Genomic DNA, 21,693 nt, shown 5'->3' with positions numbered 1-21,693 from the left:
CCGGCGCGCGTGCGGAACGGCGTGCCGGGCCCGACCATGACACCAAGACCGAATCACAGCAAGGATGTGCGAACAGCCATGACCGCGATCTCGCTCGGTACCCCGTCGCTGCCTCCGAAGCCACTTGCGAAGCGTCGCGTCTCGCGGCAGATCATGGTCGGCACTGTTCCGGTCGGTGGTGATGCGCCGGTGTCGGTGCAGTCGATGACCACGACGTTGACCTCGGATGTGAACGCGACGCTGCAGCAGATCGCGCAGTTGACGGCGTCGGGGTGTCAGATCGTGCGGGTGGCGGTGCCCTCGCAGGACGATGCGGACGCGTTGCCGTTGATCGCGAGGAAGTCGCAGATCCCGGTGATCGCGGACATCCACTTCCAGCCGAAGTACGTGTTCGCGGCGATCGAGGCGGGGTGTGCGGCGGTTCGGGTGAACCCGGGCAACATCAAGGCGTTCGACGACAAGGTGGGGGAGATCGCGAAGGCGGCTTCCGCGGCGGGTACCCCGATCCGGATCGGGGTGAACGCGGGCTCGCTGGACAAGCGGCTGCTGGAGAAGTACGGGAAGGCGACTCCGGAGGCGCTGGTGGAGTCGGCGTTGTGGGAGTGCTCGCTGTTCGAGGAGCACGGGTTCCGGGACATCAAGATCTCGGTGAAGCACAACGACCCGGTGGTGATGATCAACGCCTACCGGCAGCTGGCGGCGGCGTGTGACTATCCGCTGCACCTGGGGGTGACGGAGGCGGGTCCGGCGTTCCAGGGGACGATCAAGTCGGCGGTGGCGTTCGGTGCGCTGCTGGCGGAGGGGATCGGGGACACGATCCGGGTCTCGCTGTCGGCGCCGCCGGTGGAGGAGGTCAAGGTCGGCATCCAGATCCTGGAGTCGTTGAACCTGCGCCAGCGGGGGCTGGAGATCGTCTCCTGCCCGTCGTGCGGGCGGGCCCAGGTGGATGTGTACAAGTTGGCGGAGGAGGTCACGGCGGGCCTGGAGGGGATGGAGGTGCCGCTGCGGGTGGCCGTCATGGGGTGTGTGGTGAACGGGCCGGGTGAGGCGCGCGAGGCGGACCTCGGGGTGGCCTCGGGCAACGGCAAGGGGCAGATCTTCGTCAAGGGCCAGGTGATCAAGACCGTGCCGGAGTCGAAGATCGTGGAGACCCTGATCGAGGAGGCCATGCTGCTCGCCGAGCAGATGCAGGCCGAGGGCGGCCCGGCAGGCGTACCCGCGGTGATCGCGGCAGGCTGATGGTCCGGACGTCCCGTCAAGAATCCACAGCGAAGAGGTGCAGAGCCATGTCACTCCTGTCCTCAATCCACGGACCGGCCGACCTGCGGCGGCTGCCGGCCAACCGGATGCCGCAGCTGGCCCAGGAGATCCGGGACTTCCTGATCGAGGCCGTCTCCCGCACCGGCGGCCACCTGGGCCCCAACCTCGGCGTGGTCGAGCTGACCATCGCCCTGCACCGGGTCTTCGACTCCCCGCGCGACCGGGTCCTGTGGGACACCGGGCACCAGGCCTACGTGCACAAGCTGCTCACCGGCCGGCAGGACTTCAGCCGGCTGCGCGCCAAGGGCGGCCTGTCCGGTTATCCCTCCCGCGCCGAGTCCGAGCACGACGTCATCGAGAACTCGCACGCCTCCACGGTGCTCGGCTACGCCGACGGCATCGCCAAGGCCCACCAACTGCAGGGGCGCCAGGACCGGCACGTGGTCGCGGTGATCGGCGACGGCGCGCTCACCGGCGGGCTGGCCTGGGAGGCGCTGAACAACATCGCCGAGGCCGAGGACCGGCCGATGGTGATCGTGGTCAACGACAACGAGCGCTCCTACGCCAAGACCATCGGCGGCCTGGCCAACCACCTGGCCACGCTGCGCACCACCCAGGGCTACGAGCGCTTCCTGGCCTGGGGGAAGGAGGCGCTGCAGCGCACCCCCGTGGTCGGCCAGCCGATCTTCGAGGCGCTGCACGGCGCGAAGAAGGGCTTCAAGGACTCCTTCGCCCCACAGGGCATGTTCGAGGACCTGGGGCTGAAGTACGTCGGCCCGATCGACGGCCACGACATCGCCGCGGTGGAGTCGGCCCTGCGCCGGGCGGCCGGCTTCGGCGGGCCGGTGATCGTGCACTGCCTGACCGTCAAGGGCCGCGGCTACCGCCCGGCCGAGCTGGACGAGGCGGACCGCTTCCACGCGGTCGGCGCCATGGACCCCTACACCTGCCTGCCGATCTCGCCGGCCGGCGGCGTCTCCTGGACCTCGGTCTTCGGCGAGGAGATGGTCGAGCTGGGCGCCCAGCGGCCGGACCTGGTCGCCATCACCGCCGCGATGCTCCAGCCGGTGGGCCTGACCGACTTCGCCAAGGCCTACCCGGAGCGCACCTTCGACGTCGGCATCGCCGAGCAGCACGCCGTCGCCAGCGCCGCCGGCCTGGCCACCGCCGGGCTGCACCCGGTGGTCGCGGTCTACGCGACCTTCCTGAACCGGGCCTTCGACCAGGTGCTGATGGACGTCGCGCTGCACCGGCTCGGCGTCACCTTCGTGCTGGACCGGGCCGGCGTCACCGGCAACGACGGCGCCTCGCACAACGGCATGTGGGACATGTCGGTGCTCCAGGTGGTGCCCGGCCTGCGGCTGGCCGCGCCGCGCGACGCCGAACAGCTCAAGGCCCAGCTGCGCGAGGCGGTCGAGGTCACCGACGCACCCACCGTGGTCCGCTTCCCCAAGGGCGAGGTGGCCCCGGTGCGGCCGGCCGTCGAACGGATCGGCGGGGTGGACGTGCTGCAGCGCACCCAGGTGGCCGGGCGCAGCGAGCCGGACGTGCTGCTGGTCTCGGTCGGCGCGATGGCCCTGGCCTGCCTGGACGCCGCCGCCCTGCTCACCGCGGACGGCCTGGCCACCACCGTGGTCGACCCCCGCTGGGTCAAGCCGGTCGACCCGGCGCTGGTCCAACTCGCCGCCCGGCACAAGCTGGTGGTCACCGTCGAGGACAACGGCCGGGTCGGCGGGGTGGGTGCGGCGATCGCCCAGGCGCTGCGCGACGCCGACGTCGACACCCCGCTGCGCGACCTGGGCATCCCGCAGGAGTTCCTGCAGCACGCCGGACGCGGCGAGATCATGGAGGAGACCGGCCTGACCGGCACCGGGATCGCCGCGCAGACCGCCGCCTTCGCCAAGCACCTGCTACCGAACCGAGGAGTGAACGAACCCCGTGCCAGCTGACCGCCCCGAGGGCGCCCTCGACCTCGCCGCCCTGCTCGCCGAGCGCGGCGGCGAGCGGTACGACCTGCACGCCCGGTACCTCAACCCGCAGTTGCCGCGGATGCTGCACACCATCGGCTTCGACAAGACCTACGACCGTGCGCGCGGCCCGTACTTCTACGACGCCGAGGGCAACGAGTACCTCGACATGCTGGCCGGCTTCGGCATCTTCGCGCTCGGGCGCCACCACCCGGTGGTGCGGGACGCGATCCGGCAGGTGATGGAGCTCGACCTGCCGGACCTGACCCGCTTCGACTGCCCGCCGCTGCCCGGTCTGCTGGCCGAGCGGCTGCTGGCCGAGGCGCCGGGGCTGGACCGGGTCTTCTTCGGCAACAGCGGGACCGAGGCGGTGGAGACCGCGATCAAGTTCGCCCGGTACGCCACCGGGCGCGGCCGGATCCTCTACTGCGACCACGCCTTCCACGGGCTGACCACCGGCTCGCTCTCGATCAACGGCGAGGGCGGCTTCCGCAAGGGCTTCGGCCCGCTGCTGCCGGACACCGCGATCCCGCTCGGCGACCTGGCCGCGCTCCAGCGCGAGCTGCGCAAGGGCGACGTGGCCGCGCTGATCGTGGAGCCGATCCAGGGCAAGGGCGTGCACGCCGCGCCGCCCGGCTGGCTGCGGGCCGCCCAGGACCTGCTGCACGAGAACAAGGCGCTGCTGATCTGCGACGAGGTGCAGACCGGGATCGGCCGCACCGGCACCTTCTTCGCCTACCAGGACGAGGAGGGCGTGCAGCCCGACCTGGTCTGCGCCGCCAAGGCGCTCTCCGGCGGGTACGTGCCGATCGGCGCCACCCTGGGCAAGAACTGGATCTTCGAGAAGGTCTACTCCTCGATGGACCGGGTGCTGGTGCACTCGGCCAGCTTCGGCTCCAACGCGCAGGCGATGGCGGCCGGCCTGGCCGTGCTGCAGGTGATGCGGGACGAGCAGGTGGTGGCCAACGCCCGCCGGGTCGGCGACCTGTTCCGCGGCCGGCTGGCCGCGCTGACCGAGAAGTACGAACTGCTCGCCGAGGTGCGCGGGCGCGGGCTGATGATCGGGATCGAGTTCGGCCGGCCGCGCTCGCTCAAGCTGCGCACCGGGTGGACGGCGTTGCAGGCCGCCCGCAAGGGGCTGTTCGCGCAGATGGTGGTGGTCCCGCTGCTCCAGCGGCACCGGATCCTGACCCAGGTCTCCGGGGACCACCTGGAGGTGATCAAGCTGATCCCGCCGCTGATCATCACCGAGCGTGACGTGGACCGGTTCGTCGACGCCTTCTGCGAGGTGATGGACGACGCCCACCGCGGCAGCGGGCTGATGTGGGACTTCGGCAAGACCCTGGTGAAGCAGGCGGTGGGCAGCGGCAGCCGCTGAGCCGGGCGGCCGCCCGGCCCCGGCAGATGCAGAACTAGAGCTCGACCCGGCGGCGCCGGATCACGATGTAGAGGTCGACCGCGGCGAAGACGGTCAGCGCGAAGCAGACCGCGGCGAAGACCGCGAAGGCGGCCGTCATCAGGGCGAACACCGGCGTGAAGATCACCGAGAGCAGGAACCGCAGCTTCAGGTCGCTGCGGGCGAACCGGGGCTCGGTCCCGCTGCGCCAGCGGCGCGGTGTGGTGGCATAGCGCATGGCAGCTCACCTCCGTCCGGATCGGGGTACCCGGGCACGCCCGGGTTATTCCGGCGGTAGGCTCGTCAGACCTCGGGAAGTCGGGCGGCTGCCGGGGTCAGCACCAGGAACGGAGGGACCGGCGTGAGCATCGCGGTGTGCACCATCTGCACCGGGACCGGGCGGCTGGCCGGCCTGCAGTGCCGGACCTGCAAGGGCACCGGCACCACCGAGCGGGACGGTGGCGGCAACTGCTTCCTGTGCACCGGCAGCGGCACCTACACCCGGTACCGGGTGTCGGCGGACGGCAGCAAGCAGGCCTACCGCGAGGAGCCCTGCCGGACCTGCGACGGCACCGGATCGATCCCCGGGGGCCAGCCCGCCGAGCTCTGATCGGGCATCAGTTCGCTCTTTCTGCGGTCGGGTCGAGCCGCTACCGTGGATCCACGCTTCGTAACCGATGCGAGAGGTCCGCCATGGTCGCCACCGTCACGTACTCCCGGTACTGCGCGCACTGCGGCACCCCGGTCTCGGAGGGTCCGGAAGGCGGCTACGTCTGCGGGGCCTGTTTCCACGTGGTGGAGCCGCTCGGCGCGGACGACGCGCGCAAGGCGCGCCGGGCCGAGCGCGCCGCGATGGTGGCCGAGGCCGCGCGCCTGCGCGCGCTCCAGCAGCTCCAGTAGCGAGCGGCACCCGGGACCAGGCGGACCGCCGCCGCTCGCCGCCGTGCTCCGCCCCTCGTTCGCAGCCCCTGCCCGGCCGGCGGCCGGTGGCTGCCCGGTGCCCCGTTCGGCGGCGGCCGATCCGACGGGTACGACCGAAAATGCGGCGACGCCGCCAGTCACCCGGTGGACGCGGTGACTAGCGGCGCTACGTCGAACTGACTAGTCGAGCGGACCACCGGCGACGTATATCACCTGACCACTGACGAACCCGGCGCCCTCGCTGGTCAGGAACGAGATGGTGTGCGCGATGTCCTCGGGCACCCCGACCCGCTGGACCGGGATCTGCGTGGCGGCCGCCTTCTTGAAGTCCTCGAACTCCATGCCGACCCGAGCGGCGGTGGCGGCGGTCATGTCGGTGGCGATGAAGCCGGGGGCCACCGCGTTGGCGGTGATGCCGAACTTGCCGAGCTCGATCGCCAGGGTCTTGGTGAAGCCCTGCAGGCCGGCCTTGGCCGCGGAGTAGTTGGCCTGGCCGCGGTTGCCCTGGGCCGAGGAGGAGGAGAGGTTGACGATCCGCCCGAAGCCGGCGTCCACCATGTACTTCTGGGTGGCCCGGGTCATCAGGAAGGCGCCGCGCAGGTGGACGTTCATCACCGTGTCCCAGTCCGACTGGGACATCTTGAAGAGCAGGTTGTCCCGCAGCACCCCGGCGTTGTTGACCAGCACCACCGGTGCGCCCAGCTCGGTCGCGATCCGCTCGACGGCCGCCTGGACCTGGGTCTCGTCGGAGACGTCCGCGCCCACGGCGAGGGCCCGGCCGCCGGCCGCGACGATCTTCTCCGCGGTCTCCTGGGCGGCCTCGGCGGTCAGGTCGACCACGGCCACGGCGTAGCCGTCGGCCGCCAGCCGCTGCGCGGTGGCGGCGCCGATGCCCCGGGCGGCGCCGGTGACGATCGCGACCCGGGGGGTGCTGTTCTGCTCGGTCATACGTATTACTCGTCTCTCTCGGTACGAGGAAAAATGCGGGGGAGAGCGCTGTGCGATTACCCTACCGGCGAGTAGATGATGGGACCAGGGTGCGTACGCGGGTGAGAGGGCAACTCGGCCGCGCGGGACGAAATACCACAAGTATGGTGAACATCCGTCTACTATCTGCCCCTGCCTGCCGCACCACGGACTCCGTTTGTATAGTGTGCGCCAGCAGCCGTCGGCTGCACGGCGGAGCTCCCCTCGATCCGGATCGAAATCACTGCGGTTGATTCCGATTCGCGCCGGGGGAGGCCAGCACGCCGCTACTGCCCCGCCCGGGTGTCCCACAGCACGCCGGGTGTGACATCAGGACGGATTCATGGTGCTGGGGGAGATCCCGACGACCCGCGTGCCCGGACGACTGCAGCAGTCGCCCGGTCACCTCATCCGCGTGGCCCAGCAGGTGCATACCCGGCTGTGGTCCGAACACGTGGGAGCCGAACTGACGGCTCCTCAGTTCGCGGTGTTGCTCGCACTTGCCCTCGAACCGGGCGCTGACCAGCGCACGGTGGGCGAGCGGGCCTCACTCGACAAGGCGACGATGGCCGAGATGGTCGCTCGGCTGGTACGGCGTGGCCTGGTGCTGCGCCGACGCGATCCGGCAGATGGCCGGCGCAAACTGCTCGCCCTCTCGCAGGGCGGCGCACAGGCGGTCCGTGAGGCCACCGGTGGTGTGGTGCGCGTCCAGCGCACCCTGTTCGAGCCGCTGAACGCGGAGGAGCAGCTGGACCTGGTCCGAGTCCTGGCCAAGATAGCCAAGTTGGAGCCGGCCGCGGTGGCCGCGCTGACCGACGCCCGCCCCCTGCTGGATGCCCAGCGAGCGGTCGGCTACCTGATCAGGGTCGGCCAGCAGGTCCATACCAAGCTCTGGTCCGAGTACGTGGGATCCGAGCTGACGGCGCCTCAGTTCGCGGTGTTGGACGCCTTGGAGAGCGAGCCGGGGGCCGACCAGCGGACGGTCGGCGAACTGGCCTCGCTGGACAAGGCGACCATGGCCGAGATGGTCAGCCGGCTGGTCCGGCGCGGCCTGGTGCTGCGCCGCCGGGACCCCTCGGACGGCCGCCGCAACCTGCTCTCGCTCTCGCCCACCGGTCAGGAGCTGTTGCACAGCGCCGCCGCCGGGGTGGCGCGGGTGGAGGAGTTGCTGCTCGAACCGCTGGCGGAAGCCGAGCGAAGCCAGGTGTTGACCCTGCTCGCGAAGGCGGCGCGACTCGCTCCGGTGGCGTAACGATTCGCCCGGGAATTCCTGGCAATTTGCTGGGAATTCCCGGGCGATCTGCATAGTCCGCGGTTAGTCGGACAAATCCGTCGGCTCCCGCTCGCGGGAGCCGACGGTGCACCGGTCACGAATTGACTGCGGTCCAGTCGTGCGTTCGGATTGCGGACGTCCCTTCTTCGCTGCCGACCGGAGGCAGCGGAACGGTCACGGTTCCGAACGGCCGCGGTGCGGACCGGGTCGGGGGACGGCTCAGTTCCAGTCGAAGGTCACCGGGTCCGGGCCGAGCCGCTCGCCGGTCTCGACGCCGGCGATCGCCGCGAGGTCCTCGCCGTCCAGCTCGAAGCCGGTGACCTCGAAGTTCTCCGCGATCCGGGACGGGGTGACGGACTTCGGGATCGCGATCACACCGCTCTGCAGGTGCCAGCGGAGCACCACCTGGGCGACGGTCCGGCCGTGCTTGGCGGCGATCTTCGCCAGCGCCGGGTCGGTCAGCAGGCCCTTGCCCTGGCCCAGCGGGCTCCACGCCTCGGTGGCGATGCCGTGCTCGGCGTGGAAGGCGCGCAGCTCGGTCTGCGGGAAGTGCGGGTGCAGCTCGACCTGGTTGAGCGCCGGCACGACGGAGCTGGTCTCGAACAGCCGGGTCAGCTCGGCGGTGCCGAAGTTGGAGACGCCGACCGCCTTGACCCGCCCGGAGTCGAGCAGCTCCGCCACGGCCTGCCAGACGTTGTCGTAGCTGCCGTGCATCGGGCGCGGCCAGTGGATCAGGTACAGGTCGAGGTAGTCCAGCCCGAGCTTGGCCAGCGAGGCGTCAAACTCGGCCCGCACCGCGTCCCGGCCGGCCTGGCCGGACCAGTCGCGCAGGCCGCTGTTCCACAGCTTGGTGGTGATGAACAGCTCCTCGCGCGGGACGCCCGCCTGCCGGATGCCGAGGCCGGTGCCCTCCTCGTTCTCGTAGATCGCGGCGGTGTCGATGCTGCGGTACCCGGTCTCGATGGCGGTGCGCACGGCGGCGGCCGCCCCGTCGTCCGGAACCTGCCAGACGCCGAAGCCGAGCTGCGGGATGGCGACGCTGCTGCCGGGGGCGACGCCGTTGTTGAGGGTGATGGTGGGGATGGTGCTCACGAGAGGTGGTGTGCCCTTCGAGTCGTCCGATGCTGCCGGTGGGACAACCAACGGCAGGTCACCCGTGTTCCCGCAGGTGGCGGATCCGGTTCGGTGGCGGGTGCGGCCACCCGGGCGGCGGACAGCTGATGGGCCGTCCGGGGCAGCCGGCGGCGGCGCGCGGTGGTCGCCGCGGGTGCGGCGCGCAGACTGCCCCTGTGACCAGGAACTCGCAGCGCCCGTTCGCCGGCCAGAAGACCAAGCAGAGCGAGATCGGCGGGATCCCGACCCGGGTGATCGCCGGCGCCGCGCTGCTCGTGCTGGCGCTCTGGTTCCTGCTGGCCAACCTGAACACCGTCAAGATCCAGTTCTGGGTCTTCACGGTCACCGCGCCGCTCTGGATCGCGCTCGCCGCGACCCTGTTGATCGGGATGGTGCTCGGGTACCTGTTCAAGGGACGGCGGGACAACCGGTAGCCCGGGGGCGCGGGGTGAACGAGAGTCGAGTAATCACCCCAGCTACGCGCAGATAACTCTTGCCCAACTTCTGCTTATGATTCTGGGATGCTGGACTCCCGTCACATCCGGACCTTCCACGAGGTGGTCAGCACCGGCTCGTTCACCGCGGCCGCGCGCTCCCTCGGCTACACCCAACCCGCCGTCACCCAGCAGATCCGCGCGCTGGAGCGGGAGGCCGGCCTGCCGCTGTTCACCCGCGACGGGCGGCGGATGAAGCTCACCGAGGCCGGCGAGACCCTCGCCCGGCACGCCTCGGTGATCCTCGGCAACCTGGGCGCGGCCCAGCAGCAGCTCCAGGCACTGGCCCGGCTGCGGGCCGGCCGGGTGCGGGTCTGCGCCTTCCCCAGCGCCAACGCCACGCTGATCCCGGAGGCGATGGCCGGCCTGCTGGCCGACCACCCCACGGTGCGGGTGGAACTGCTGGAGGCCGAGCCGCCCGAGTCGCTGCACAAGCTGCTCAGCGGCGAGTGCGACATCGCGCTCTCCTTCAGCTACCCCGGGCTGCGCGCCGAGCTGCCGCCCGAGCTGGTGGAGATCCGGCTGATGGAGGACCTGCTCACGGTGCTGCTGCCGGTCGGCCACCCACTGGCCCGCCGGCACGCGGTGCGGCTGGCCGAACTGGCCCAGGCCCGCTGGATCGCCGGCTGCCCGCGCTGCCGGGCCAACTTCCTGCACATCTGCGCGGAGGAGGGCTTCGACCCGGACATCGTGGTCACCACCGACGACAACCTCGCCCTGCAGAGCCTGGTGGCCGCCGGCGTGGGGCTCGCGGTGGCGCCCGCGCTGGTACTCTCCTTCCTCAACCACCGCAAGGTGACCGGACGCGCGCTCGAGCCGCACGTCCGCCGGCAGGTCTGCGCCTACGTGCTGCGCGAGCACCTGCCGCTGCCCGCCACCGAACTCGTGCTGGACAGCCTGCGCTCCGCCGCCGCCGTCCGGGTGGGGTGCTGAGCGCGGCGGTGCCCGGGGCTCAGCGGGGCGCGGCCCGGGGGCTCGGGCGGTCGGTGATCGGCGGTTTCGACGCGATCAATAAGCGGAGGTAGGGGAAAGCCAACCCCTGCTCCTTGGACGCGGCCCGTCCGGTGGCCGGAAGCTGCCGGACATGACAGTGACCACCACGGCCCGCACCTCGGGCGCGCGCATCACCCCGCTGGCGGCGGCCCTGATCGCCGAGGTCCGCGCCGTGGTGGCGCGCGGCCTGACCCCGGAACTGACGGCCTACCTGGCCGCCGAGACGCTGCGCAGCTACCTCGGCAACGCCGACCTGCTCACCCTCGACCAGTGCGAGGGAGACCCCGACCGCTACCGCCAGCACGTGCTGCACGCCGAGGAGGACGGCAGCTTCTCGGTGGTGGCCCTGGTCTGGCTGCCCGGCCAGCGCACCCCGATCCACGACCACGTCTCCTGGTGCGTGGCCGGCGTCCACCAGGGCGAGGAGAGCGAGCGGCGCTACCGGCTGGTCCCCGAGGGCGACGCCGCCCACCTGGCGCCCACCGAGGACGTGGTGAACCCGCTCGGCTCGGTGTGCGGCTTCGCCCCGCCCGGCGACATCCACGAGGTCCGCAACTCCTGTACCGGCACCGCGATCTCGGTCCACATCTACGGCGCCGACGTGCTGCGGCTGGGCACCAGCATCCGCCGCGTCTACCCGCGCCCGGAAGGCGAGCGCGGCTGATGGCACTGACCAGACCGTCCGGCAGTGCGGCCGGCCCGCTCGTCCCGCCGGCCCTGGGCCGGCTGCGCCCCAGCGGCAGCGTGCCCGGCCTGGCCATGGCCGCCGCCGGCGTGCTGCTGGCGAACGGCATCCACCGGGTGCTGCCGGCGGTGCCGATGCTCACCGCGGCCGTGCTGCTCGGCATCGCCGCCGCCCACCTGCCCGGCACCCGCACCCTGGTGCAGGGCACCGCCAAGTCCGGCCTGGCGCTGGCCGGCAAGCGGCTGATGCGGGTCGGCGTGGTGCTGCTCGGCCTCAAGCTCAGCCTCTCCGACGTGGCCGGCCTCGGCTGGGCCACCGTGGCGATGGTGCTCACCGTGGTCGCCGCCACCTTCGCCGGCACCTACTGGCTGGGCCGCCGGATGGGCCTGCCCGGCGACCAGCCGCTGCTGGTCGCCACCGGCTACTCGATCTGCGGTGCCTCCGCGATCGGCGCCGTCAGCCAGGTGAGCGGCAGCGAGGAGGAGGACGTCGCCGGCTCGGTCGCGCTGGTCACCCTCTGCGGCACGCTGGCGATCGCCGTGCTGCCGATGCTGCACGGCCCGCTCGGCCTGGACGGCCTGCAGTTCGGCCGCTGGGTCGGCGCCAGCGTGCACGACGTCGGCCAGGTGGTGGCCACCGCGCAGACCGCCGGACCGGAGGCGCTGCGCGAGGCGGTGCTGGTCAAGCTGATGCGGGTGGCGCTGCTGGCCCCGCTGGTCGCCGGCGTCGGCATCGCCGTCCGGCGCAGCCGCGGTCAGGCGGTCGGCGCCGGCAAGAAGGTCCCGGTGCTGCCGCTCTTCGTGGCCGGCTTCCTCGCGATGATCGCGCTGCGCAGCACCGGTCTGCTCGGCACCGGCGTGCTGAACGGCGCCGACCAGCTGCAGCAACTGGTGCTGGCGGCCGCGCTCTTCGGGCTCGGCGCGGCGGTCAACCTGCGCACCATGGTGCGCACCGGCGGCCGGATGGCGCTGCTCGGGCTGGCGTCGTGGGTGGTGGTGGCCGGGGTGTCGTACGCCGGGGTGCTGCTGACCACCTGAGGGCGGTGGTGGCCCCCGGCAGCCTGCGGGCGGGACGGGCTGACGGGGGGCTCGCCGGTGCTGACGGGTGGTCGCCGGGGCTGCCGGTGGGTCAGAGGGCGAACGGGTCCGGCTTGGCGAAGGGGTCGGCCGGGGTTGCGGTGGTGGCCTGGGTCGCCGGGGTGACGGGTTCCTGGGGGGCGAAGGGGTCGAAGTCCGGCGGGGGGATGTCGACCTTGGTGCCCTTGGGGGCGTCCTGGGTCGCCGGGGTGACGGGCTCCTGAGGGGCGAAGGGGTCGAAGTCCGGCGGGGGGATGTTGACCTTGGTGCCCTTCTTCGGCGGTGCGTCGGTGGCCGCGGCCGGCTCGGTGGGGGGCGCGGTCACCGACGGCGCGGGCGGCGTCGGGGCGGTGGTGGTGGCGGGGATGGTGGTGGCCGGGGTGCGGGTGACGGTGCCGAAGGGGTCCTGCGGCTGGTTGTTCATCACCGTGCCGAAGGGGTCCAGCGGCTGCGGGGCCGGCGTGGGGGCGAGGGCTTCCTGGGGCGTCGCGGGTGCTGCGGGTGCCGCGGGGGTTGCCGGGGTGACGGGTTCCTGGGGGGCGAAGGGGTCGAAGTCCGGCGGGGGGATGTCGACCTTGGTGCCCTTGGGGGCGTCCTGCGGCGCCGGGGTCTCGAGGGTGGTGGGCGGTGCCGGCGGGGCGGCCGGGGGGACTGCCGGGGGGACCGCTGGAGGTGCGGGCGGCATCGGCGGCACGGGCGGGAGCGGGGTGCCGGCGGGCGGGGTGGCGGGTGCGGGTACTGGGACCGGGGGTGCGGTCGGGGTCGGGATCGGGGCGACGGCGACCGGGGTGACCGTGACCGGGCGCGGTGCGTCCGCCGGGGCGGGCACCCCGTCCCAGCCGAACTCCACGCTGCGCAGCAGCTCGGCGAAGACCGTCGCGTACAGCTCCCAGTCCTCGCCGTGCGCCGTGCCCAGCTGGAGGCTCAGCAGGGTGGCGCCGTCCGGCAGCGACAGGAACGCCTGCACCACCGAGGAGACCACCCAGCGCCGGTTGCCGTCCGCCGCCAACGCCCCCGGGACCGCCCCGGTCCGCCCCTGGACCAGCACCACCGCCGGGCCGGAGGGCAGGATCACCGTCCACACCTCCGCGTGCGGGCGCGAGGTGGCCAGTTCGGCGGCGAGCTCGGCGATCGGCGTGCGGTCCTGGTGCAGCGCCGCCACCAGCGTGGCGTTGCTCGGCCGGCCGTCCAGCTCGACCGCGGCCACCGCGGCGAACCGCACGCCCGCGGCGGTGCTCTCGTCGAGCAGGGCGGCGGTCAGCACCGCCCAGTCGCGCCGCTCGGCCGCGCTGCCGGCGGCGAACAGCTCCTCGGCGACCTCGCCCAACTGCTCGGCCGCCGCCGCATCGTCGCCGCGCACGGTCAGCGCGTGGAAGGCCGGCGGCACGGTGAACCGGACCTCGACCCCCGAACCCGTCGGCAACTCCGCCGGGAGCAACAGCCGGCGGCCCGCCGCGAGCTCGGCCAGCGGCGCGGCGAAGGCCGGCCGCAGCCGGGCGGCGGACGGTTCCGCGCTGACCGGGAGCTGGAAGGCGCCCGGCCGCGCGGACTCGGCCACCGGCACACCGCGCACCGGCTGCGGGCCGTAGTGCGCGTGCAGCCGCTCGACGGTGCCGGCCGCACCGCCGGGCGCGGCCGGCAGGGTGCAGGAGACCACGGTCCCGCGGCCGGCCCGGGCCAGCCGCCCCGGCCCGGTCCGGGTGAGCCAGGTGTCGAAGAGCCCGAGCTCCCCGGGGGCAGCCGCCGCGCTGAAGAGCGCAGCAGGCGCGTGCCGGGCGACCCCCGGACCGAGCAGCCCCTCGGCGAGCGAGTCGAGCGAGGCGGAAATCCGCTCGGCCGGCGCTGCCACTGCTGCTCCGCCGATGCCCCCGTGGCCGTCCTGCGTCATGCTCCGCAGCCCCCGTTCGATGATGCGCTGTGCTGGTTTGTCCGCTCAGCTGTTGTATCAGACCGGCCGTGGCCGCCCGTCAGTCAGCGCCCGGCCACGGGCAGCGAGGGCGGGGGAGGGGGCGGGAGCGCCGTCGGCTATGGGCAGCCGCGCCCGGTGCCGGGTCAGCAGCTCTCCGGGCCGCCCTCGCCCCCGCTCTCGCCCGGTGTGGCCGGTGGGGCGGCGGCGAGGGTGAGCAGGGCTTCGCCGAGGCGGGGCACGGTGAGGAGGCCGGCCAGGGAGTGGACCAGGGCGCCGGTGGGGGTGTCGGGGCGCTCGTCGGCGAGGTAGTCGGCCAGCACGGCGGCCAGGGCCGGCTCCCGGGTGGCGGTGACCACCAGGGCGGCGACGAAGTCCTGGACCAGGCGTTGCCGGACCTCGGACAGCGGCGGGCGAAGGTCGTCGGCCAGCCAGGCGAGGGCGGTGATCTCGGCGTTGGCGATCCAGGCCCGCACGGTGAGGCGCAGGCCCGGGCTGGGGTCGGGCAGCGCGAGGTGGGTCAGGATCTGGTCGTGCGCGGCCCGCCGGACCTCGTCGATCACCGCGTTGGTCCCGGGGCTGGCGGCCACCGAGCCGCCGCGCAGCAGGGCGGCGAAGCCGGGGCCGTGCTCGGCCACGAAGCCCAGGTAACGGTCCATCACCCGGGCCAGCCGGGCGGAGAGCGGGCCGACGGCGGGTTCCTCGAAGCGGCCGGCCAGCTCCTGGCCGGCCCGGCGCAGCGACTCCTCGTAGATCGCCTGCTTGCCGGGGAAGTAGTGGTAGACCAGCGGCCGCGAGGCGCCGGCCGCCGCGGCGATGTCGTCGATCGACACCTCCTCCGGCGGGCGGGCGCTGAAGAGCTCCAGTGCGACGGCGATCAGCTGCTCGCGCCGCTCGTCCACGCTGAGCCGGCGCCGCGGCGGGGCGTCGGCCGCCGACTTGGCCCGCGCTGCCGGCTTCGCCTTCGCCGTCGAGCCGGCCTTCGCCGCCGACCTGGCCTTCGCCGTCGACTCGGCCGCCGCCGGCGCCGCCTTGGTCGTCGGCTTCGCCTTCGCCTTCGCTGAGGAGGGGGACATGCGCGTCACCCTACCCACTCGTAAACCTTACGAGAGTCTGGCAATCGGGCTCGGCCGGTTCACCTGCCCCGACGGGCCGGGACAATGGGGCGCATGAACGACCACGCTCCAGGCCGCGGCACGCCGGTCGGCCGCCGGGTGGTGCTCGGCATGCTGGGTCTCGGCGCCGCCGGGGTGGCGGCCGGGCCCGCGCTCTCGCAGGCGGTCGGCTCGGTGGTGTCCAGCGTCGCGGCGAAGGACCCCACCGGGCTGACCGGGCTGCTGCCCGACTCCGGCAACTTCCAGTACTACTCGGTGACCGGTGCGGTGCCGGCCAGGTCGGCGGCCGACTACCGGCTGACCGTGGACGGTCTGGTGGACCGGCCGGGCAGCTACACGCTGCCCCAGCTGCAGGCGCTGCCGCAGGTGCGGATCGTGCACGACGTGCAGTGCGTGACCGGCTGGCGGGTGCCGCACACCCCGTTCGAGGGGGTGCGGCTGGCCGACCTGCTGGACGCCGCCGGCGTGCAGCAGCAGGCCGGCGCGGTGCACTTCAGCTGCTTCGACGGCGCGTACACCGAGAGCCTCACCCTGGACCAGGCCCGGCGCGACGACGTGCTGCTGGCCCTGAAGATGCAGGACAAGCCGGTGACCCACGACCACGGCGGCCCGGTGCGGCTCTACGTCGCCCCGATGTACTTCTACAAGTCGGCCAAGTGGCTCTCCGGGATCACCGTCACCCCCACCGTCCAGCCCGGCTACTGGGAGCAGTACGGATATGACGTCGACGCCTGGGTCGGCAAGTCCAACGGACGCGACGATGCGCCGACCAGCTGAGCCCGGCGCCCGGCGCGCCACCACCGCCGGCACCGCCACGACCGCTGACACCGCCACCGCCGCGCCCACCGCGCCGGACGGCCGGCTGCCCCGCTTCACCCGCGCCGAACGCTGGGTGCACCGGGTCACCGCGGCGCTGATGCTGGTCTGCATCGCCACCGCGGCCTGCCTCTACCTGCCGCAGCTGGCCGAACTGGTGGGCCGGCGCCGGCTGCTGGTGGTGGTGCACGAGTGGTGCGGGCTGGCGCTGCCGGTGCCGTTGCTGCTCGGCCTCGGCTCCCGGGCGCTGCGCCGCGACCTCGGCCGGCTGAACCGCTTCCAGCCCTACGACCGGGCCTGGCTGCGGGCCGTGCTGCGCCGCTCCTACCGGCGCACCGCGGGCAAGTTCAACGCCGGGCAGAAGCTGTACGCGGGCTGGATCGCCGGGGCGGTCCTGGTGCTGCTCGGCACCGGGCTGCTGATGTGGTTCACCGACCTGGCCCCGCTGGCCTGGCGGACCGGGGCGAGCTTCGTGCACGACTGGCTGGCGCTGGCGGTCGGGGTCGTGGTGGCCGGGCACCTCTACAAGGCGCTGGGCGACCCGGAGGCCCGGCACGGCATGCGCACCGGGTGGGTCGACCCGGAGTGGGCGCGGATCGAGCACCCGGAGTGGGAGCCGACCGCGGAGGAGGGCGACCCGCTGCCCGCAGCGGAGGACTGAGCCCGGGCTCAGCCCCGGTGCGCCAGGTACCGCCGGTAGGCCTCGCGGCCGTCCGGCACGAACTCCCAGCCGCCCGCCCCGCCGAGCCGTTCGGCGACCTCGGCCTCGGTGAGCCAGCCGTGCCAGGCGACCTCCTCGACCTGCGGTGCGACCGGGCCGGTCCAGCGTGCCTGGTGCACGTCGCAGAACCAGGCGCCGGGCGAGTCCTGGTAGCGGAAGAGGAAGCGGAACAGCGGCTCGGTGCGGATGCCCCGCACGCCGAGCTCCTCCTCGGCCTCCCGGACGGCGGCGTCGGCGTAGCTCTCGCCGGTGCCGACCACGCCGCCGACGAAGAGGTCGTAGGCGCCGGGGGCGAAGAGCTTGGTCGGGGTGCGGCGGTGCGTGAAGATCCGCCCCTCCTCGTCCCGGACCAGCACCATCGCGCAGCGGTGGGTGAGCCCGTCGCGGTAGATCTCGCTGCGGGGAGCCACCCGCAGGACCCGGTCGTGCTCGTCGACGACGTCCAGCAGTTCCTCACCAGGGTTGCTCATGATGATCAGACTAGTCTTCGGGGGAGAGCGGAACGGTGGATTCAGCAGCGGAGGCGGCGCGCGGTGGTGGAGATCTGGGGCGAGACGGCGGCGGGCTTCGAGCCGGTCCGGGAGGCGTTCGCCCGCAACTTCCGGGACTACGGCGAACTGGGCGGCGCGGTCGCGCTCTACCTGGACGGCCGCAAGGTGGTCGACCTGTGGGGCGGTGACGCCCGGCCCGAGGTCGGCGGCCGCCCCGCGCCGGCGGTGGCCTGGAGCGCGGACACCGCGCAGGTGCTGCGCTCGGTGACCAAGGGCGTCACCGCGGCGGTCGCGCTGTTGCTGGCCCAGGACGGGCAGCTGGACCTGGACGCACCGGTGGCCGCGTACTGGCCGGAGTTCAAGGCGGCCGGCAAGGAGCGGATCCCGGTGCGCTGGCTGCTCTCGCACCGGGCCGGGCTGCCGGCGCTGGACCGGCCGCTGCGGGTCGAGGACGTGATCGCCTGGGAGCCGGCGGTGGCCGCGGTCGCCGCCCAGGCGCCGGCCTGGGAGCCGGGCACCGCGCACGGCTACCACCCCTACACCTTCGGCTGGCTGGTCGGCGAGGTGGTGCGACGGGCCTGCGGGCGCACCGTGGGGCAGTACCTCGCCGAGGAGCTCGCCCGGCCGCTCGGCCTGGACCTGTGGATCGGGCTGCCGGCCGGGGCCGGCCCCCGGGTGGGCAGGCTGGTCGACCTGCCCGCCCCGCCGGCTGCGGCCCCGTCCGGTGCGCTGCGGCTGCGCCCCAAGCGCGCGGTGACCGACGCCTACCAGGACCCGACCTCGCTGACCGCGCGCGCCTTCGGCTCGGTCCGTCCGACCCTGGACCTCAACGACCCAGCGGTGCAGGCCGCCGAGGTGCCCGGGGCGAACGGGATCGGCACCGCGCGCTCGGTGGCCCGGTTCTACGCGGCGCTGATCGGCGCGGCCGACCGGCCCGGCGGTCCGGCCGGTGGGCCGCTGCCGGCGCTGTTCACGCCGGCGACGCTGGCCGAGGCGATGGGGCCGGCCGCCGATGGCCCGGACCGGGTGCTGGTCGTCAACTCCCGGTTCGGGCACGGCTTCTTCCGGCACAGCCCGACCTCGCCGATGAGCTCCCCGGCCGCCTTCGGGCACCCCGGGCGGGGCGGTGCGCTCGGGTTCGCCGACCCCGAGCTCGGGCTCGGCTTCGGCTACGTCACCTGCGGCATGCAGCCGGGGGTGACCGGCGACGCCCGCTCCCGGGGGCTGATCGCGGCGGTCCGGGAGTGCCTGGCCCGCCAGTAGCGCGACGGCAGTGGTGCGACGGCAGTGGTGCGACACCGACCCGTCCGGTCCGCCTACCCGCCCGGTTCGCCGGCCTCGGCCAGTTCGGCGTCGGTGAGCAACCGGGACCGGGTGAGGAAGCGCTGCCCGGTCGGGGCCTCCAGCGAGAAGCCGCTGCCCCGGCCGGGCACCACGTCGATGGTCAGGTGGGTGTGCGACCAGTAGGCGAACTGGTCGCGCGCCATCCAGACCCCCACCGGCTCGGCGAGCCCGGTCACCCGGAGCTCGCCGAGCAGCACGTCGCTCGCCGAGGTGAGGAACTCCCCGGCGGGGTAGCACATCGGCGCCGAGCCGTCGCAGCAGCCACCGGACTGGTGGAACATCAGCGGCCCGTGCGTCCCGGCCAGGTCGCGCAGCAGCTCGGCGGCCGCCGCGGTCACCGCGACCCTGGGCATCAGAAGAAGCCCAGCGCCTGGGGCGAGTAGCTGACCAGCAGGTTCTTGGTCTGCTGGTAGTGCTCCAGCATCATCTTGTGGGTCTCCCGGCCGATCCCGGAGTTCTTGTAGCCACCGAAGGCCGCGTGCGCGGGGTACAGGTGGTAGGAGTTGGTCCACACCCGGCCCGCCTGGATCGCCCGCCCGGCCCGGTAGGCGGTCGAGCCGTCACGGCTCCAGACCCCCGCACCCAGCCCGTAGAGGGTGTCGTTGGCGATCTCGACGGCGTCCTCGAAACCGTCGAACCGGGTCACCGCGACCACCGGTCCGAAGATCTCCTCCTGGAAGATCCGCATCGAGTTGTCGCCCTCGAAGACGGTCGGCGCCACGTAGTAGCCGCCGGACAGCTCGCCGCCCAGGTCCACCCGCTCGCCGCCGGCCAGCACCTTGGCGCCCTCGGCCTGCCCGATCTCGATGTAGGAGAGGATCTTCTCCAACTGGTCGTTGCTGGCCTGCGCGCCGACCATGGTCTCGGTGTCCAGCGGGTTGCCCTGCTTGATCGCCCGCACCCGCTCCAGTCCGTCGCCCAGGAAGCGGTCGTAGATCGAGGACTGGATCAGCGCCCGGCTCGGGCAGGTGCACACCTCGCCCTGGTTCAGCGCGAACATGGTGAAGCCCTCGAGTGCCTTGTCGTAGAAGGCGTCCCGCTCGGCGGCCACGTCGGCGAAGAACAGGTTGGGGCTCTTGCCGCCCAGCTCCAGGGTGACCGGGATCAGGTTGGCGCTGGCGTACTGCATGATCAGGCGGCCGGTGGTGGTCTCGCCGGTGAAGGCGATCTTGCGGATCCGGCTGCTCGAGGCGAGCGGCTTGCCGGCCTCCACGCCGAACCCGTTGACCACGTTCACCACGCCGGCCGGCAGCAGGTCGGCGATCAGCTCGATCAGCACCAGGATCGAGGCGGGGGTCTGCTCGGCGGGCTTGAGCACCACCGTGTTGCCGGCCGCCAGCGCCGGGGCGAGCTTCCAGATCGCCATCAGGATCGGGAAGTTCCACGGGATGATCTGGCCGACCACGCCCAGCGGCTCGTGGAAGTGGTAGGCCACGGTGTCGTCGTCGATCTGCGAGAGCCCGCCCTCCTGGGCCCGGATCGCGCCGGCGAAGTAGCGCAGGTGGTCGATGGCCAGCGGGATGTCGGCGGCCAGCGCCTCGCGCACCGGCTTGCCGTTCTCCCAGCTCTCGGCGACCGCCAGCAGCTCCAGGTTGGCCTGCATCCGGTCGGCTATCGAGTGCAGCAGCTGGGCGCGCTCGGCGGGCGAGGTGCGCCCGAAGGCGGGCGCGGCGGCGTGTGCCGCGTCCAGCGCGAGTTCGACGTCCTCGGCGGTGGAGCGCGGCACCTCGCAGATCACCTGGCCGGTGACCGGGGTCGGGTCGGTGAAGTACTGGCCGCGCACCGGCGGCACCCAGGCGCCGCCGATCCAGTTCTGGTAGCGGGACTTGAAGCTGGTGGGTGGCTGGTAGATCGTCAAGTCCGGGTTCTCCTCGGCGAAGCGGTGGGCCGACGGTGGACGTGCTCTGCGCACCCTAGCCGTGCCGGCGCCCCTCGGCTACCGTGGGTGCCGAACCAGTCACCACGACGTCATTCCGGCTGATACCGGCCGGTGCCGCTCTCCCAGCTGAGGTAGCCGGACAGCCAGGCGGTCAGCCCGTCCGCGTAGCGCTGCGCGGTCCGGCTCTGGTCCGGTCCCAGCTCCAGCTCCCGGTAGGTGCGCGGCAGTTCGTCGACCAGTCGGGCGTAGCGGTCGACCATCCGCTGGGCCTCGGCGAGCACCACGGAGCCGGCCTCCTCCAGGGAGCAGCCGCGTTCCCGCTGCACGATCATGACCAGGTTGTTCACGTCGCCGCGAGGCGCCTCCTGCGGGTAGGAGCGGATGTCGTTGCTCAGGGACGGGATGTCGGCGGCCAGTTGGCGCAGCTGCTTCAACGGCGGGCTGTGGAAGGCCGCGGGGGCGACCTCGAACCTGCCGAGCCGTTCCACCATGTCGAGCACCGACTCCATGGCCGCGGTGCCCCGGCGCAGGATCAGGTAGGTCTCGCGGTCCGGCGGTTGGCCGCCGCGCCGCCCCGCGGCCTCGGCCGGGTGGCTGGCGAAGTAGCACTCCCAGTTGTACTTGGCCCGCGCCTTCCAGCGCGGTGACATGCCGCGGCTGATCCGCTCCCACAGGTCCTCGAAAGCGAGGGCGCACGGAGTGTCCGCGGGCGCCGGGGTGCCGTGCAGCACACCCGTGAGCCGGTCGCACAGCCGGGCCACCTCGGCGGGGCGTCGACCGAGCGGACCGTCGAACTGGTCGTCGAACAGGAAGTAGAACCCCATCAGGTCGGCGGCCAGCGCCAACTCCTCCGCCGTGCAGTCGGGATAGCTCAGGGCCGCCAGGTCCGGCACGTCCCAGCGGGCGTAGGCCTCGGGCGTGAGCGCACTGCCGAGCATCCGGTGCACGCTCAGCCAGTGGTGGTGGCGTGCCTCGGCCGCGGAGCGGTGCGGGTTGCGCCGGTACGGATAGGGGACTTCGAGCGTCGTTGCAGCGGACATCGGACTCCCGGGAGGTGAGGGCCGGTCGTACGGGTGGTGCCACGGTCTAGCATGATCCCCTGGGCCCGGCCGGCCCGCAGGGTATCCGATCGGACAGTCGGATCGCCCGACTGTCGCAGCAATTGCCCATGGCATTTCTAGTTGAACCATGGACAGTGGCCCTACCTGCACAAAGCGTCGGCATCGCGGTCGCGACGGCGATAGCCTCACCCCAGGATCACGCAGCGGCGAAGCGGA

General features: G+C 72.9%; 22 protein-coding genes. 13 read left to right on the top strand and 9 right to left on the bottom strand.

The window, feature by feature from the left end; all coding sequences use genetic code 11:
- The first annotated feature begins 78 nt into the window (after positions 1 to 78).
- From ispG to ACQRUO_RS05305, 3 genes are read left to right on the top strand one after another with little or no spacing between them, the layout of a single operon-like run.
- Complete coding sequence (ispG, locus tag ACQRUO_RS05315) at positions 79 to 1,239, top strand: flavodoxin-dependent (E)-4-hydroxy-3-methylbut-2-enyl-diphosphate synthase (RefSeq protein WP_428314581.1); 1,161 nt, start codon at positions 79 to 81, stop codon at positions 1,237 to 1,239.
- A 47-nt stretch (positions 1,240 to 1,286) separates the two neighbouring features.
- Complete coding sequence (gene dxs / locus ACQRUO_RS05310) at positions 1,287 to 3,209, top strand: 1-deoxy-D-xylulose-5-phosphate synthase (RefSeq protein WP_428314541.1); 1,923 nt, start codon at positions 1,287 to 1,289, stop codon at positions 3,207 to 3,209.
- Positions 3,199 to 4,605, top strand: coding sequence for an aspartate aminotransferase family protein (locus ACQRUO_RS05305; RefSeq protein WP_428314540.1), 1,407 nt, complete (start codon positions 3,199 to 3,201; stop codon positions 4,603 to 4,605). The genes dxs and ACQRUO_RS05305 overlap by 11 nt, the downstream gene beginning before the upstream one ends.
- 34 nt (positions 4,606 to 4,639) lie before the next feature.
- Here ACQRUO_RS05305 and ACQRUO_RS05300 read toward each other — a convergent pair whose 3' ends face one another.
- Positions 4,640 to 4,861 carry a DUF6343 family protein gene (locus ACQRUO_RS05300; protein ID WP_428314539.1) on the bottom strand — a complete coding sequence of 74 codons (222 nt, stop codon included), beginning with the start codon at positions 4,859 to 4,861 and terminating at the stop codon, positions 4,640 to 4,642.
- A gap of 123 nt (positions 4,862 to 4,984) precedes the next feature.
- Between ACQRUO_RS05300 and ACQRUO_RS05295 the strand changes: the two genes are divergently transcribed.
- Positions 4,985 to 5,233, top strand: a complete 249-nt coding sequence (locus tag ACQRUO_RS05295; protein WP_428314538.1) for a hypothetical protein — start codon at positions 4,985 to 4,987, stop codon at positions 5,231 to 5,233.
- Between the two features lie 83 nt (positions 5,234 to 5,316).
- Positions 5,317 to 5,523, top strand: coding sequence for a hypothetical protein (locus tag ACQRUO_RS05290; protein WP_428314537.1), 207 nt, complete (start codon positions 5,317 to 5,319; stop codon positions 5,521 to 5,523).
- A 201-nt stretch (positions 5,524 to 5,724) separates the two neighbouring features.
- On the opposite strand, the gene fabG is transcribed toward ACQRUO_RS05290, so the two are convergent.
- On the bottom strand, positions 5,725 to 6,492 hold the full coding sequence (gene fabG, locus ACQRUO_RS05285) for a 3-oxoacyl-ACP reductase FabG (RefSeq protein WP_428314536.1): 768 nt from the start codon (positions 6,490 to 6,492) through the stop codon (positions 5,725 to 5,727).
- A gap of 472 nt (positions 6,493 to 6,964) precedes the next feature.
- On the opposite strand from fabG, the gene ACQRUO_RS05280 reads away from it, so the two are divergent.
- On the top strand, positions 6,965 to 7,762 hold the full coding sequence (locus ACQRUO_RS05280) for a MarR family winged helix-turn-helix transcriptional regulator (protein ID WP_428314535.1): 798 nt from the start codon (positions 6,965 to 6,967) through the stop codon (positions 7,760 to 7,762).
- Positions 7,763 to 8,002: 240 nt separating this feature from the next.
- Here ACQRUO_RS05280 and ACQRUO_RS05275 read toward each other — a convergent pair whose 3' ends face one another.
- Positions 8,003 to 8,875, bottom strand: a complete 873-nt coding sequence (locus ACQRUO_RS05275) for an aldo/keto reductase (RefSeq protein WP_428314534.1) — start codon at positions 8,873 to 8,875, stop codon at positions 8,003 to 8,005.
- A gap of 197 nt (positions 8,876 to 9,072) precedes the next feature.
- On the opposite strand from ACQRUO_RS05275, the gene ACQRUO_RS05270 reads away from it, so the two are divergent.
- The 4 genes from ACQRUO_RS05270 to ACQRUO_RS05255 all read left to right on the top strand — a co-directional run bounded on the left by ACQRUO_RS05270 (position 9,073) and on the right by ACQRUO_RS05255 (position 12,105).
- Positions 9,073 to 9,330: a LapA family protein gene (locus ACQRUO_RS05270; RefSeq protein ID WP_428314533.1), complete on the top strand. Its 258-nt coding sequence runs from the start codon at positions 9,073 to 9,075 to the stop codon at positions 9,328 to 9,330.
- 87 nt (positions 9,331 to 9,417) lie between these two features.
- Positions 9,418 to 10,323, top strand: a complete 906-nt coding sequence (locus ACQRUO_RS05265; protein WP_428314532.1) for a LysR family transcriptional regulator — start codon at positions 9,418 to 9,420, stop codon at positions 10,321 to 10,323.
- Positions 10,324 to 10,474: 151 nt separating this feature from the next.
- Entirely contained in the window at positions 10,475 to 11,047 is a 573-nt protein-coding gene (locus ACQRUO_RS05260; RefSeq protein ID WP_428314531.1) for a cysteine dioxygenase, read from the top strand.
- Positions 11,047 to 12,105: a YeiH family protein gene (locus ACQRUO_RS05255; protein WP_428314530.1), complete on the top strand. Its 1,059-nt coding sequence runs from the start codon at positions 11,047 to 11,049 to the stop codon at positions 12,103 to 12,105. The genes ACQRUO_RS05260 and ACQRUO_RS05255 overlap by 1 nt, the downstream gene beginning before the upstream one ends.
- Positions 12,106 to 12,196: 91 nt before the next feature.
- On the opposite strand, the gene ACQRUO_RS05250 is transcribed toward ACQRUO_RS05255, so the two are convergent.
- Both ACQRUO_RS05250 and ACQRUO_RS05245 read right to left on the bottom strand, forming a co-directional pair.
- Positions 12,197 to 14,032: a hypothetical protein gene (locus tag ACQRUO_RS05250; protein WP_428314529.1), complete on the bottom strand. Its 1,836-nt coding sequence runs from the start codon at positions 14,030 to 14,032 to the stop codon at positions 12,197 to 12,199.
- 164 nt (positions 14,033 to 14,196) lie between these two features.
- Positions 14,197 to 15,126 carry a TetR/AcrR family transcriptional regulator gene (locus ACQRUO_RS05245; protein WP_428314528.1) on the bottom strand — a complete coding sequence of 310 codons (930 nt, stop codon included), beginning with the start codon at positions 15,124 to 15,126 and terminating at the stop codon, positions 14,197 to 14,199.
- Positions 15,127 to 15,219: 93 nt separating this feature from the next.
- Here ACQRUO_RS05245 and ACQRUO_RS05240 point away from each other — a divergent pair, with 93 nt between their 5' ends.
- Positions 15,220 to 15,942 (top strand): molybdopterin-dependent oxidoreductase, encoded by a 723-nt coding sequence (locus ACQRUO_RS05240; protein WP_428314527.1) that lies wholly within the window; start codon positions 15,220 to 15,222, stop codon positions 15,940 to 15,942.
- On the top strand, positions 15,926 to 16,642 hold the full coding sequence (locus ACQRUO_RS05235) for a cytochrome b/b6 domain-containing protein (protein ID WP_428314526.1): 717 nt from the start codon (positions 15,926 to 15,928) through the stop codon (positions 16,640 to 16,642). Before ACQRUO_RS05240 ends, ACQRUO_RS05235 begins: the two co-directional genes overlap by 17 nt.
- Positions 16,643 to 16,650: 8 nt before the next feature.
- Here the strand turns inward: ACQRUO_RS05235 and ACQRUO_RS05230 are convergent, their stop codons facing one another.
- Positions 16,651 to 17,172, bottom strand: a complete 522-nt coding sequence (locus ACQRUO_RS05230; RefSeq protein ID WP_428314525.1) for an NUDIX hydrolase — start codon at positions 17,170 to 17,172, stop codon at positions 16,651 to 16,653.
- Positions 17,173 to 17,235: 63 nt separating this feature from the next.
- Here ACQRUO_RS05230 and ACQRUO_RS05225 point away from each other — a divergent pair, with 63 nt between their 5' ends.
- Positions 17,236 to 18,456, top strand: coding sequence for a serine hydrolase domain-containing protein (locus tag ACQRUO_RS05225; protein ID WP_428314524.1), 1,221 nt, complete (start codon positions 17,236 to 17,238; stop codon positions 18,454 to 18,456).
- Positions 18,457 to 18,509: 53 nt separating this feature from the next.
- On the opposite strand, the gene ACQRUO_RS05220 is transcribed toward ACQRUO_RS05225, so the two are convergent.
- The 3 genes from ACQRUO_RS05220 to ACQRUO_RS05210 form a co-directional block, all read right to left on the bottom strand.
- On the bottom strand, positions 18,510 to 18,890 hold the full coding sequence (locus ACQRUO_RS05220; protein ID WP_428314523.1) for a DUF779 domain-containing protein: 381 nt from the start codon (positions 18,888 to 18,890) through the stop codon (positions 18,510 to 18,512).
- Complete coding sequence (adh, locus tag ACQRUO_RS05215; protein ID WP_428314522.1) at positions 18,890 to 20,395, bottom strand: aldehyde dehydrogenase; 1,506 nt, start codon at positions 20,393 to 20,395, stop codon at positions 18,890 to 18,892. The genes ACQRUO_RS05220 and adh overlap by 1 nt, the downstream gene beginning before the upstream one ends.
- 110 nt (positions 20,396 to 20,505) lie before the next feature.
- Positions 20,506 to 21,456, bottom strand: coding sequence for a terpene synthase family protein (locus ACQRUO_RS05210; RefSeq protein WP_428314521.1), 951 nt, complete (start codon positions 21,454 to 21,456; stop codon positions 20,506 to 20,508).
- Between the last annotated feature and the right edge of the window lie 237 nt (positions 21,457 to 21,693).

Origin of the sequence: Kitasatospora sp. LaBMicrA B282, assembly GCF_050325825.1 — a bacterium.
Taxonomy (GTDB): domain Bacteria; phylum Actinomycetota; class Actinomycetes; order Streptomycetales; family Streptomycetaceae; genus Kitasatospora.
The sequence above is the reverse complement of the archived record's forward strand: the minus strand, read 5'-3'. Positions and strand labels throughout refer to the sequence as shown.

Excerpts from the sequence above, each read along its gene's own strand:
- dxs (WP_428314541.1), top strand. The coding sequence starts at position 1,287 with ATGTCACTCCTGTCCTCAATCCACGGACCGGCCGACCTGCGGCGGCTG.
- ACQRUO_RS05255 (WP_428314530.1), top strand. The coding sequence starts at position 11,047 with ATGGCACTGACCAGACCGTCCGGCAGTGCGGCCGGCCCGCTCGTCCCG.
- fabG (WP_428314536.1), bottom strand. The coding sequence starts at position 6,492 with ATGACCGAGCAGAACAGCACCCCCCGGGTCGCGATCGTCACCGGCGCC.
- ACQRUO_RS05245 (WP_428314528.1), bottom strand. The coding sequence starts at position 15,126 with ATGTCCCCCTCCTCAGCGAAGGCGAAGGCGAAGCCGACGACCAAGGCG.
- ACQRUO_RS05265 (WP_428314532.1), top strand. The coding sequence starts at position 9,418 with ATGCTGGACTCCCGTCACATCCGGACCTTCCACGAGGTGGTCAGCACC.
- ACQRUO_RS05300 (WP_428314539.1), bottom strand. The coding sequence starts at position 4,861 with ATGCGCTATGCCACCACACCGCGCCGCTGGCGCAGCGGGACCGAGCCC.
- ACQRUO_RS05210 (WP_428314521.1), bottom strand. The coding sequence starts at position 21,456 with ATGTCCGCTGCAACGACGCTCGAAGTCCCCTATCCGTACCGGCGCAAC.
- ACQRUO_RS05260 (WP_428314531.1), top strand. The coding sequence starts at position 10,475 with ATGACAGTGACCACCACGGCCCGCACCTCGGGCGCGCGCATCACCCCG.
- ACQRUO_RS05240 (WP_428314527.1), top strand. The coding sequence starts at position 15,220 with ATGAACGACCACGCTCCAGGCCGCGGCACGCCGGTCGGCCGCCGGGTG.
- ACQRUO_RS05220 (WP_428314523.1), bottom strand. The coding sequence starts at position 18,890 with ATGCCCAGGGTCGCGGTGACCGCGGCGGCCGCCGAGCTGCTGCGCGAC.
- ACQRUO_RS05250 (WP_428314529.1), bottom strand. The coding sequence starts at position 14,032 with ATGACGCAGGACGGCCACGGGGGCATCGGCGGAGCAGCAGTGGCAGCG.
- ACQRUO_RS05235 (WP_428314526.1), top strand. The coding sequence starts at position 15,926 with ATGCGCCGACCAGCTGAGCCCGGCGCCCGGCGCGCCACCACCGCCGGC.
- ispG (WP_428314581.1), top strand. The coding sequence starts at position 79 with ATGACCGCGATCTCGCTCGGTACCCCGTCGCTGCCTCCGAAGCCACTT.
- ACQRUO_RS05230 (WP_428314525.1), bottom strand. The coding sequence starts at position 17,172 with ATGAGCAACCCTGGTGAGGAACTGCTGGACGTCGTCGACGAGCACGAC.
- ACQRUO_RS05290 (WP_428314537.1), top strand. The coding sequence starts at position 5,317 with ATGGTCGCCACCGTCACGTACTCCCGGTACTGCGCGCACTGCGGCACC.